This window comes from Nocardiopsis sp. iso_40 (assembly GCF_056173285.1).
Genome location: NZ_CM149666.1, coordinates 4,616,985 through 4,629,071, shown reverse-complemented (window position 1 = coordinate 4,629,071; position 12,087 = coordinate 4,616,985). Strand labels below are relative to the sequence as shown.

Genomic DNA, 12,087 nt, shown 5'->3' with positions numbered 1-12,087 from the left:
CCCGTGAACGACCTCCCCACCGCCCCGGACGCTCCCGACGGCGCCCTGCTGTCCGTCCGCGGAGTCGACGTCGGCTACCGCACCGGACGCAGGAGCCGGGTCACCGCCGTCCACGACGTCTCCTTCGACCTGTACCCCGGCCAGTCCATGGCCCTGGTCGGCGAGTCCGGATGCGGCAAGACCACCCTCGGCCTCGCACTCCTCCGGCTGCTTCCGCGCACCGGGGTGGTCTCCGGGGGCCAGATCCTCTTCCGCCGCAAGGACGGCACCCGCGTCGACGTGCGCACCCTGGAGAGGGAGGGACTGCGCCGCTTCCGCTGGAACGAGGCGGCCATGGTCTTCCAGGGCGCCATGAACGCCTTCAACCCGGTACTCAGGATCGAGGACCACTTCCTCGACACCTTCCGGGCCCACGAGCGGATCGGCGGACGGCGCCCGCGCAGGGAGATCCTCGAACGCTCCGCCCGACTGCTGGAGACCGTCCGGCTCGACCCGGCCCGGGTGCTCGGCAGCTTCCCGCACGAGTTGTCCGGCGGCATGCGCCAGCGCAGCCTCATCGCCCTGGCCCTGGCGCTCGAACCCCAACTGCTCATCCTCGACGAGCCCACCACGGCCCTGGACATCCTCACCCAGCGCTCCATCGTGGAACGCCTCACCGAACTCCGCGAGGAGCTGGGTTTCTCGATGGTCTTCATCACCCACGACCTCGGCCTCGCCGCCGAACTCGCCGACCGGGTCGGCACCATGTACGCGGGGCGGCTCATCGAGACCGGCACGACCCGGGACATCTTCCACCGCTCCCGGCACCCCTACACGTCGGCGCTGATCAACTCCGTGCCGCCGGTCGCGGGCGACCTCCACGTACCCGAGTCCCTCCCCGGCGGCCCTCCCGGCCTCAACGCCCTACCGCCCGGCTGCTCCTTCGCCCCGCGCTGCGCCCACGCCGCCGACGCCTGCACCGTCACCCGCCCCGAGCTCGAAGTACTCGAACCCCGCGACGCGGGACTGAGCCACGCGGTGGCCTGCCTGCGCTCCACCGACACCGAACTCCACGCCGAGGGGGTCTTCCGTGACTGACCGGACCGCCAACCCCGCCCGCACCGAACCCCGCCCCGACGAACCCCCGGTGCTGGCCCTCAGAGGCGTCCGACAGGTCTTCGACACTCCCCGCGGCGACGTCCCCGCCGTCGCCGGGGTCGACCTGGAGGTACGCCACGGCCAGGTGCTCTGCCTGGTCGGGGAGTCCGGCTGCGGCAAGACCACCACCGCCCGCATGGCGGCCGCGCTGGCCGACCCCACGTCGGGGTCCGTGCTGTTCCGCGGCAGGGACGTGGCGGAGATGGACCGCAAGGAACGGGCCGCCTTCCGGCACGCGGTCCAGTACATCCACCAGGACCCCTACGCCTCCCTGAACCCGGTGCGCACGGTCCTGTCCACGGTCTCCGCCGGCCTGCGCCGCCACGGGGTGGTCAGGGGCCGCCGCGAGGCCCGTCGCGCGGTCACCGAACTGCTGGAGCGCGTCGACCTCACCCCGGCCGAGGACTACCTGGACAAGTACCCCCACCAGATGTCCGGCGGCCAGCGCCAGCGCGTCGCCGTGGCCCGGGCCCTGGCGATGAACCCCGAAGTGATCATCGCCGACGAGTCCACGTCGATGCTGGACGTGTCCATCCGGGTCAGCCTCCTGAACACCCTCGGCAGGCTCCGCGACGAACTCGGCGTGAGCTTCCTGTTCATCACCCACGACCTCGCCGTGGCCAAGTACTTCGCCTGGCGGGGCGAGATCGCGGTCATGTACCTCGGCAGGGTCGTGGAGCACGGGCCCACCCCGCAGGTGGTCAACGACCCCCAGCACCCCTACACCAGGGCACTCGTCTCCGCGGTCTGCGAACCGGACCCCGACCTGGCCGGGACCAGGGAGCGGGTGCGGTTGCGCAGCGACGACATCCCCGACCTCACCGCCCTGCCGCCGGGCTGCGACTTCCACCCGCGCTGCCCGAGCTACGTCCAGGGCAGCTGTGACGCCGAGCGCCCCCCGCTGGTCCGCAGTCACGACCGGCTGCTGGCCTGCCACGTCCTCACCCGGGGGTGAGGTGACCTGCTGCCCCTCATCGGACGCTTCGGCCTGTTCACCGGAGCCTTCCTCACCCTCGCCTGCACCCTCACGGCCGTGTTCACGTCCCCCGGGACGGCCGAGTTCACGATCAGCGTCCTCACCGTCGGTGTCGGCCTGCTCGTGCTCGCCCTCGGCCTGCTCGCCCTCCTCCTGGAAAGGAAGCGTCAAGAATGACCCCCACCCCCCAGCACCACACCCTCCTGCAGGACCTGAGCAGGCGGCGCCTGCTCAGGGCGGTCGGCTTCGGTACCGTCGGCGCGGCGGGCGCCGGCGCCCTGTCCGCCTGCTCCGGCGGCGACAGCGCGAACTCCGGGACCACGCGGTTCACCGGCGTCTTCGACTTCGACCTGGACTCCCAGACCCGCAACGTGCACGTCGAGGACGGCGCGCTCCTGCTCAACTCCGTCTACAAGGACCTGTTCCTGTGCACGGGCGCCGTCTTCAACTGGAGTACCCACGAGTGGGACTACCTCCTGCTCGAAGGGCACGAGTGGGACGGTGACAACCTCGTGGTGTCCCTGCGTCCGGACCTGATGTGGAGCGACGGCAGCAGCCTCGACGCCGACGACATGGTCCGCAGCTACGCGATGCGCGTCCTGGAGGCCCCCTCGTGGGGTACCGGCTTCCCCCAGGTCCAGGACCTGGAGAAAATCGACGATCTGAGCGTCCGGCTGGGCTTCGAGGACCCGTTCCCCAACATCGAGCGCAGCATCCTCAAGCACCGCATCGTCTCCAAGACCACCTACGACGGCTTCGGTGAGCGCGCGCTGGAGATGGTCAACGACGGGGTCCGCCAGGGCGACGACGAGCACCTCGAGTGGAACGCCGAGTTCATCGAGTTCAACCCGGACTCGATCGTCTGCAGCGGTCCGTACCAGTTCGACGAGGCGCAGATGTCGGACGCGCGGATCACGCTGGTGCGCAACGAGGAGGGCTACCAGGGCACCGAGGTCAAGTTCGACGAGGTCGTCATCCACAAGGGCGACAACCGCCAGTCGGCGCTGCTGGTGCAGCAGGGCGAGATCGACTACTCCACCCTGGCGCCCTCCGCCGCCGACCAGCAGGCCTTCCAGAGCGTGGAGGGCTTCCGCTGGATCGAGCACGCCGGTTACGACGGCTGCGGCATCATGTTCAACCACAGGGCCAAGCCGGAGGTCCAGGACGTGCGGGTGCGCAAGGCGCTCGCCTACGTCCTCGACGGGGACCAGATCGGCCAGGTGGCCCGCGGCGAGGCCTACACCCGGGTCACGCACTACGCGGGGCTGGCCGACCGCCAGGCCGAGGAGATCTTCACCGCGCAGGAGCTCGAGGGTTTCGAGACCTTCGACCAGGACCAGGACAGGGCCGCGGAGCTGCTGGAGGAGGCCGGCTGGACCAAGGAGGACGGGAAGTGGTACCTCCCCAACGGTGACGAGGCCAGCTTCGAGGTCATCGGCGTCGCCGGATGGGGTGACTTCGAGCTGACCGCCACCCAGGTCGAGGAGGCATGGAACGACTTCGGCATCAGGACCGTGGCGCGCAACGTGCCCCAGGACAACCCGTGGGGTATCTGGGGCGCCGGTGACTTCGAGGTCGCCGTCCGCCACTGGGGGAACCCGGAGCAGCCCGACTACTGGGGTGCCTTCGAGATGAACTTCATGACGGAGAACGCGGGCACCGAGGACTCTCCGGGCCAGGGGTTCGACCTCCGGGTGGAGAGCCCCTCCCAGGGCGAGGTGGACCTGGCGGAGCTGGTGGACGTCGCCCGGCGGGCCGAGACCGAGGAGGAGCAGTTGGAGGCGTTGAAGACGATGTCGATCGTCTTCAACGAACTGCTGCCGCGGATCCCGATCTGGACCTACAAGTACCTCGCTCCGGCGGTCGAGGGGGTGCGGGTCGAGGAGTTCCCCACCGACACCCCCACCTCGCAGAACGAGCAGTACCAGGACAACCACATCATCCTCGCGCTGATCCAGGGCGAGCTGTCCCCGGTCGAGGGCTGACCTCCGGGAGCGTCCACCTGACCGGCCGCCCTGAAGGGCGCCGCGGTCCCTCCCGTCGGACGGCCGGGGAGACCCGGGGGAGGGGCGGTGGAGGCGGGGCGGGTGCCTTCGGGCCCCGCCCCGCACCTGTGCTCGGGACATTACGGGCATGCTCGGCTTCGTCCGTCTGCGGTCCGTTTGTGCGCGTTCGGGGCCGGGGAATGTAGTCTCCCGATCGTCCGTCCCCCGCGACGCAACAGTGCTGTTCGTCGTTCCCGGGGGGATCCGGCCGGAGCCCGTGTGCTTTCCGGGTCCGTTCCCCCGGCCTCCGGACCGCACGTGCATCCGCCTGCCCGTCGGCACCGGTGTCGGCGCGTGCACCGGCACACGCATCCGCTCGTACCCCCGTCCGCCCCGACCCCCTCGCCCCCCTGCTCCCGGCCCTCGAAAGGACTGGTGCGCCATGCCCAAGGACCTGTACGAACTCGGAGAGGTTCCGCCCCTGGGCCACGTGCCCGCGCGGATGCACGCCTTCACCATCCGGAGGGAGCGCTACGGCACGCCCCGCGAGGCCTTCGCCCGCGAGGTCGTCCCGGTGCCCGAGCTCAGGCCCGGCCACGTCCTCGTGTACACGATGGCCGCGGGTATCAACTACAACAACGTCTGGGCGGCCAAGGGGCACCCGGCCGACGTGATCGCCGCCCGGGAGAAGGCGGGGGCGACCGAGGACTACCACATCGGCGGCTCCGACGGCTCCGGGGTGGTCTGGGCCGTGGGCGAGGGCGTGCGCGGTGTCGAGGTCGGCGACCACGTCATCCTCGCCTCGGGGCAGTGGGACGAGGGCGCGGACGACATCCGTATGGGCGGCGACCCCATCGCCTCGAAGAGCATGCGGGTGTGGGGCTACGAGCACAACTACGGCTCCTTCGGCCAGTTCACCCTGGTGCAGGACGTCCAGTGCCACCGCAAGCCGGAGCGGCTGCCCTGGGACGTGGCGGGCGGTTTCCTGGTCAGCGCCGCCACCTCCTACCGGCAGCTCTTCGGCTGGGAGCCCAACGTCGTGCGTCCCGGCGACCCGGTGCTGATCTGGGGCGGTGCGGGCGGGCTGGGCACCTCGGCGATCCAGCTGGCCCGTCAGGTGGGCGGCAGGCCGGTCGCCGTGGTCTCCACCCCGGAGAAGGCCGAACTGTGCCGTGAGCTCGGCGCGGTCGGCACGATCCTGCGCACCGAGTTCGACCACTGGGGCCGGGTGCCCGACGAGAGCGACGCCCGGGCCTTCGCCGCCTGGATGCGCGGGGCCCGGGCGTTCGGGAAGAAGTTCTGGGAGGCGTTGGGGGAGCGGCGCTCGCCCAGGATCGTCTTCGAGCACACCGGGGCCGACACCCTGCCGACCTCGCTCTACCTGTGCGACAACTCCGGGATGGTGGTGATCTGCGGGGCCACCTCGGGTTTCCAGGCCGACGTGGACCTTCGTTTCCTGTGGATGCGGCTCAAGCGCCTCCAGGGTTCGCACTTCGCCTCGCCCGCGCAGTGCCGCATGGTCATCGACCTGGTCGAGGGCGGCCAGCTCGACCCGTGTGTGACGAGGACGGTGTCCTTCGACGAGATCGGTGAGGCCCACCAGCTGCTGCACGAGAACAAGCAGCCCCCGGGCAACATGGCGGCCCTGGTCAACGCCGCCCCGGGCCAGGTCGGAATCGACCTCTAGGCGGCTCCGGGCGCCGGGTGTCGCCGGATCGGCCGTAGAAGTGATTCTGGTGACACCCGGCAAGAATCAGACAAAATACCACAAAATACCCGGTTCGCCTTCTGGGTGAAGGGCTTATTTTTCGCTGTTTGCGCACGTCGCAAGGGTGCCGTCCGATGCTTTTCCGGTCCTTCTTCGATTCTTCTGTCAAGCTGGGCGTCCTTTGTTAGTCTGACGAACCGAACGACGGTTCTCGGTGGAAGAACAGGAATTGTGTGGAGCACGGACACATGTCCGTCGGATCGGGCGCTCTCCGACGATCGCGGTGAAGGTCCGCCACACCTGTTCCCGCTGCCCCGAAAACGGTCGAGGCGTTCCCCCGGCGTTCGGGACGCCTGGTCGCACCAGTGCCCCGACGGGGCCCCGGAGTGGCTTCCTCCCTGGTCAGGGCGGTGGTGCGGGGCCACCGCCAATCCGCCCACCTGATTCGAGGAGACGAGATTGTGGCACAGGCGCAGTCACCGCACGAGCGCGATGACAACCCCCTGGCCAAGATGATGTCGACGGAGGATGGGCGTGGAGCCAGGCGTGAAGGAAGGTTCCGCCGGGCCATCTCCCGGATGGTCAAGTCCCAGGAACCCCCGTCACCGGAGACCGAGCAAGGACATCCCGTGCATCAGCCCGTGCATCCGCACTCGCAGGACCCCGACCGGACGTCGGACGGCGAGGAGACATCCGCGACGGAGCCCCCCACCGGACCCTTCTCCGCGTCCGCCGAGAACGGTTACCGTCCCACACCCCGGGTGAGCGTTCCCAACCCCTACACGACCCGGAGCGTCGACGTCGACGATGTCGACACCGGCGCCAACCCGGTCGGCCAGTGGCGCGGCGTCGGACTCCACGAGCCCGAACCGCGCAGCCCGCACATCCTCGCCACCACGGACACCATGACCGACACCCCCACACCTGAAGAGCACACAGAGCGGCCCGAGGCCCCTGTGTCCCCGACGGCCTCCACGGCCCCCGACCCCGCTCCCCGCCAACGGTCCGCCCCGGGGCAGGACGCGGCCCGCGAACCCCAGCGGACCGAGACCCGGCAGCCCGCCCGCCAGCAGCCCGAACCCCAGTGGCCCGCGGCCGAGCCCGCGGCGCCCCAGCGGCAGTGGACGCCTCCCCGGGGGGACCGCGCCCAGGGGTACGAGGACCGGCCGCAGGCACCGTACGAGCCGCCGCGCACCGCGCCCGACACCCGCCAGGGGGCGGAGCAGGCTCGCAGCACCGGGCCCACCGGATACGGCCACGCCCCGCAGGCCCCCCAGCCCCACAACGGCTACCAGGGGCACCCGGACCAGTACGGCTACCAGGGGCACCCCGGCTACCCCGAACCGCAGGGTCAACAGGGCTACCAGGGTTACCAGGGACAGTACGGCCACCAGGGCCAGCCCCCGGCCCCGCAGCCGCCGCACGGCTACCAGTGGCCCTACCAGGAGGGCCACGCCCCGCCCGCGCCCCACCCGGGGTACCCGCGGGCCGACCACCCGGCGCCGCCGCAGCCCGCGCCGCACTACCCGGCGCCCTACCCGCACCCCCAGCCGCTGCCGTACCAGAGCGCCTACCCGCCGCCCTACCAGCCGCCCGGCTACGTCTACCCGGGCCAGCCGGTGGTCTACCCGGGCCAGTTCGCCCCCTACGGCCAGTTCAACCCCTACGGGCAGCCCGTGCAGCACGTCATCGTGCTCACCGCCGGGCAGCAGCCGCAGGTCGTCAGCGCCGAGTCGGCCGCCACGCTGTTCGCCGAACGCACCGAACCGTCCTCTTCCCGGGAGGTGGGCCAGGACAAGGCGCTCCCCAGGTCCGAGGCCGAGCCCGAGGCCGCCGAGGACCAGGGCCGGACCCGGGAGGAGGACACGGCGGAGCAGGCGGACGGGTCGGACCGGAACGGGGCCGGGGCGAAGCCGGAGAGCGCCTCCCGGACCGGGACCGCGGAGCCGTCCGCCGAGGGCGGCGCGGCCGGGTCCCGGACCGCCCCGACCGCGGACGCCGCTGCCGGAACGGCCGCCGAGTCTCCGAAGGACCCCTCGGGCGACCTCCTCAACGAGGCACTCGCCGGTCTGGCCATGCGCGACCTGTCCCTGGTCAACGCACTGCTGGAGATGGTTGAGGCACTGGAGACCGACGCCCAGGACCCAGACCTCCTCGACAAGCTCTTCCAGATCGACAACTTCGCGACCCGTATGCGGCGCAACGGGGAGAACTTCCTGGTGCTGACCGGGCACGACGGCGGCGAGTCCGACGCACACGACGAGATCGTCCCCCTGCTGGACGTCGCCCGCGCCGCGACCTCGGAGATCAAGGACTACCCCAGGGTCAGCCTGGGCAAGCTCCCGCAGACCTCCATCACCGGTCTGGCCGCCGACGACATCAGCCACCTCCTGGCCGAGCTGCTGGACAACGCCACCGCGAACTCGCCCGAGCACTCACAGGTGGTGATCAGCGCGCAGGAGCTGGAGGACGGCCGCCTGATGGTCGTCGTCGAGGACGAGGGCGTGGGCATCCCCGAGACCCAGCTGGCGGAGCTCAACAGCCGCCTGGACGGGGAGCCGGTCCTGGACGACGAGGTGCCCCGGCACATGGGCCTGTACGTGGCCAGCCGGATCGCGCAGAAGCACGGTCTGGAGACCCGCCTGGAGTCCCGCTCCTTCCGCGGGGTCAGCGCCTACACGATCGTTCCCAAGGGGCTCCTGCGGGTGGCCACGCCCCGGCAGCCCGGACAGACCCGAACCTCCACGATTCCCAGCGTGAGCGCTCCCGTGACACCGACCGGACCGATCCCGCAGCAGCCCGTCAACGGCAAGGGGGGCAACGGCTCCAACGGTGCCAAGCCCGCCTCGTCCGCCAGCGGGAACTCGTCGGTGACCTCCGCCGGGCTCCCCCGGCGCAGCGCCACCCCGCACGGGTCGCCGCTGCGGATGATGCCGCACCCCGGTGCGCTCTCGGAGAACCCGCCGCCCCCGCCGAAGGGCCGGGAGGACACCCCGCCCAAGCTCACCGGCGAGGCCCGGGCGGAGCAGATTCGCGACGAGCTCGGCGACTTCCTCGACGGGGAACGCGCCGCCCTCGACGGCGAGGACCTCGAAGGCGACAGGGAATGACCTCCGACACGGCGGCCCACGCACCCGGCGCGGGCCCCACACACCCCAGAACCCCCAGCGAAAACGACACTCGGCCGAGGCAGGTAGAGCACAAGCATGACTGAATCCACGAACGACAGCGTTGAGAACTTCTCGTGGCTCATCGACCGGTTCGTCCGGGACGTGCGCGGTGTCGAGCACGCCGTGGTGGTCTCCTCCGACGGCCTGGTCCTGACCCACTCGAGTGACTTCCCGGAGGAGCACGCCGAGCAGCTCGCGGCGATCGCCAGCGGTCTCCACAGCCTGGCGGTCGGCGGGGCCGGCCTGTTCCAGCGGGGCGAGTGCGAGCAGTTGCTCGTCCGCTTCAACCACGGCCACCTCTTCATCATGGCCATCAGTGACGGTTCCTGTATGGCGGTGCTCACCGCACCCGGTACGGAGCTGAAGATCGTCGGTTTCCAGATGGCCAAGCTCGTGGACAACGTCGCCCACGTGCTCACGCCGCAGCTGCGCTCGCAGCTGCGCGAGGTCATCCAGAACTGACGACGGTGACCCGTAACGGTTCGGCAGGAATGAGGTTGCCGCGGCTATGAGCTTCCGCAGGCGAAGGAGTAACCGTGTTCGCCCGTTCACCTTCACAGGTGGGCGGACGCGGTCACGGCATCCGCTGATGGTGCAGACCCTGGTCTCGACGTCCGAGCCCGGGCAGGACCCTCCTGGCACCCTCATGCCGGAGTCGATCAGTATTTACAAACTGTGCCGGGAGACGCGGTCTCTCGCCGAGGTGTCGGCTGAGCTGAACATCCCCCTGGGTGTCACCCAGGTTCTGATCAGTGACCTGGCTGAGCAGGACCTGGTGTACATCCACCCGACCATCACCGGCAGCAGTCCGTCCGAAAACCAGGTTCTGGAGAGGGCTCTTCGTGGTCTCGAACGACTTTTCCAGTGACAGCAGGTCGAATCGCAAGAAGATGTCGAGCAAGATCGTCATCGCCGGCGGCTTCGGTGCCGGCAAGACGACCTTGGTGAGCTCGGTGTCGGAGATTCCACCGGTCACGACTGAAGCGATCATGACCGAGGCCAGTGTCGGGCACGACGACACCTCGGTCACACCCGACAAGACGACGACCACCGTCGCGATGGACTTCGGTCGCATCACCATCAACGACGAACTGGTCATGTACATGTTCGGCACACCGGGCCAGGCGCGGTTCTGGTTCATGTGGGACGATCTCGTCCGGGGCGCCGTGGGCGCCGTCGTCGTGGTCGACTGCAGGAGGCTCGCGGACTCCTTCGACGCCGTCGACTACTTCGAGACGAACAAGCGCATCCCCTACATCGTGGCGCTCAACAAGTTCGAGGGACGTCTGGACTACACCTCCGAACAGGTCCGCGAGGCCCTGGAGGTCAGCCCCGAGGTCCCGATCATCGATTTCGACGCCAGGCACAGGACGTCCGGCGGCGACGTGCTCAAGACGCTGCTGCGGTACGCGCTCGAGCACAATCGAGCGAGCGAGCCCGTCGCCTGACGGGCGGGGAGCCCTTGGACCCCCTGGTCTCCCCACGGCCCCGTAGATTCCCCAGGAAAGTTAGCGACACAATGCGCAAGATCCTTATCGTCGGCGCGGGCCACGCCGGCCTGCACCTGGCCCACGGGCTCCTGACCCATGGCTACGACGTCACGGTGATCACGGGGCAGTCCTCGCCGGAGATCAGGACCGCCAAACCGTCGATCTCCCAGTTCACTTTCCCCACGGCCCTGGAGTACGAGCGCAAGTTCGACCTCGACTTCTGGAGCGCGCTCTCACCCCAGATCCGTGAACAGAAGCTGTTCATGTACCGGCAAGGTGATCCCATCACCGCGTTGCAGGGCAGTTCCCACCCGGGCAACGGGTACACGGTCTCGGTCGACCGCCGGGTCAAGATGGCGGACTGGCTGGAGTTCTTCGAGGACCGCGGCGGCAAGGTCGTGATCCACGGGGTCACCGTGACGGACCTCGACTACTTCTCCAGGATGTTCGAGCTGATCATCGTCGCGGTCGGCCACGGGGAGCTCGGCCAGCTCTTCGACTACGACAGCAGCCGGTTCAGCGGGACCCGGCCCCGCGCCCTCGCCCAGGCCTACGTCTACGACCTGTGGCCGGATCCCGGCGAGTCGGAGAACATCGGGTGGGCGTCGATCACCGAGGAGGCCGGCAACATCCTCTTCATCCCGATCCTCACCCAGGAGGGGCCGGCCCACAACATCCTCATGGTGGACAAGAAGGGCGGGCCGATGGACGCCTGGCCGGACCGTCCGGGTGCCGAGGAGCAGCTGCGCCGGATGAAGGATTTGATGCGCAAGCACGCCCCGGGTTTCTTCGAACGCGCCAAGGACGCGGTGCTGATCGACGGCCACAGCACCCTCGTGGAGGATCTCTCCCCCCAGGTCCGTAACCCGGTGGGCACCCTTCCCTCGGGAGGGAAGGTCCTGGGTATGGCCGACGTGGTTGTCACCATGGACCCCTTCGTCGGTCAGAGCTGGAACAACTCCACACGCTGCGCGGAGGCGTACCTGGAGAGCATTCTGGAGCACGGTGACCAGAAGTTCGATGAATCTTTCCTGGTCAGGGCATTTGACCGGTTCTGGGAGTTCGGCCAGGACAACCAGATGTGGGCCGAGTTCGCGGGAAGTATGTGGGAGCAGGACCTGCCGGAACACGTCACCAACGTCATGATGGCGGCCGCGGAGTACCAGGAGATCGCCGACCGTTGGATTCAGGGCTGGGACTGCCCCTCCGATTACAAGAACTGGCTGTTCGACAGGGAGGTTTCGCAGGCCTACATCGACGAGGTGAAGGCGCGCCACGGCGGCTGAACCGACCTGCCCCTGATGTTCACGGCTGTGTGGCCCGGTACCTCCTGAGGGTGCCGGGCCCGTTGCTGCTTCGGGGGCTGCCTTCGTGAAACGGTTGTTGCGTGGACCGAATCTACTGTCCGAAAAAGAACCCTCCATTGTCAGTGGTTATGAGCAAGCGTTACGCTCTTTCGGGTTGGTGCCTGTTAGTCCTGAATGGTCTTTGGTGTGATGGTTCCTGTCGTCCCCTGGAGCCTGGTTTCGGGCAAGTGTGATATGGAGTCCGTTTTCACTCCCCGAAACGGTGCGGTTCTGTGCAGATGCACGGGAACCCGGGGCGCCCTCCGGCAGGGGGC

The 12,087-nt window shown here is 69.2% G+C and carries 10 protein-coding genes; all 10 read left to right on the top strand.

The window, feature by feature from the left end:
* Positions 1–3: 3 nt before the first annotated feature.
* The 10 genes from AC0VYD_RS20000 (at position 4) to AC0VYD_RS19955 (ending at position 11,752) form a co-directional block, all read left to right on the top strand.
* The gene (locus AC0VYD_RS20000; RefSeq protein WP_475476992.1) at positions 4–1,077 is read left to right on the top strand and encodes an ABC transporter ATP-binding protein; all 1,074 of its coding nucleotides are present in this window, start codon (positions 4–6) and stop codon (positions 1,075–1,077) included.
* Positions 1,070–2,092, top strand: coding sequence for an ABC transporter ATP-binding protein (locus AC0VYD_RS19995; protein ID WP_475476991.1), 1,023 nt, complete (start codon positions 1,070–1,072; stop codon positions 2,090–2,092). The genes AC0VYD_RS20000 and AC0VYD_RS19995 overlap by 8 nt, the downstream gene beginning before the upstream one ends.
* A gap of 6 nt (positions 2,093–2,098) precedes the next feature.
* Positions 2,099–2,290, top strand: a complete 192-nt coding sequence (locus AC0VYD_RS19990) for a hypothetical protein (protein WP_475480320.1) — start codon at positions 2,099–2,101, stop codon at positions 2,288–2,290.
* Positions 2,287–4,098 (top strand): ABC transporter substrate-binding protein, encoded by a 1,812-nt coding sequence (locus AC0VYD_RS19985; RefSeq protein WP_475476990.1) that lies wholly within the window; start codon positions 2,287–2,289, stop codon positions 4,096–4,098. Before AC0VYD_RS19990 ends, AC0VYD_RS19985 begins: the two co-directional genes overlap by 4 nt.
* A 442-nt stretch (positions 4,099–4,540) precedes the next feature.
* On the top strand, positions 4,541–5,785 hold the full coding sequence (gene ccrA / locus AC0VYD_RS19980) for a crotonyl-CoA carboxylase/reductase (RefSeq protein WP_475476989.1): 1,245 nt from the start codon (positions 4,541–4,543) through the stop codon (positions 5,783–5,785).
* 650 nt (positions 5,786–6,435) lie between these two features.
* Positions 6,436–8,916, top strand: a complete 2,481-nt coding sequence (locus AC0VYD_RS19975) for a sensor histidine kinase (RefSeq protein WP_475476988.1) — start codon at positions 6,436–6,438, stop codon at positions 8,914–8,916.
* Positions 8,917–9,012: 96 nt separating this feature from the next.
* The gene (locus AC0VYD_RS19970; RefSeq protein ID WP_191274938.1) at positions 9,013–9,438 is read left to right on the top strand and encodes a roadblock/LC7 domain-containing protein; all 426 of its coding nucleotides are present in this window, start codon (positions 9,013–9,015) and stop codon (positions 9,436–9,438) included.
* Between the two features lie 46 nt (positions 9,439–9,484).
* Positions 9,485–9,844, top strand: a complete 360-nt coding sequence (locus AC0VYD_RS19965; RefSeq protein WP_191274940.1) for a DUF742 domain-containing protein — start codon at positions 9,485–9,487, stop codon at positions 9,842–9,844.
* 22 nt (positions 9,845–9,866) lie between these two features.
* Positions 9,867–10,424, top strand: coding sequence for a GTP-binding protein (locus AC0VYD_RS19960; protein ID WP_475476987.1), 558 nt, complete (start codon positions 9,867–9,869; stop codon positions 10,422–10,424).
* Positions 10,425–10,495: 71 nt separating this feature from the next.
* Positions 10,496–11,752, top strand: coding sequence for a styrene monooxygenase/indole monooxygenase family protein (locus tag AC0VYD_RS19955; RefSeq protein WP_475476986.1), 1,257 nt, complete (start codon positions 10,496–10,498; stop codon positions 11,750–11,752).
* Positions 11,753–12,087 lie beyond the last annotated feature (335 nt).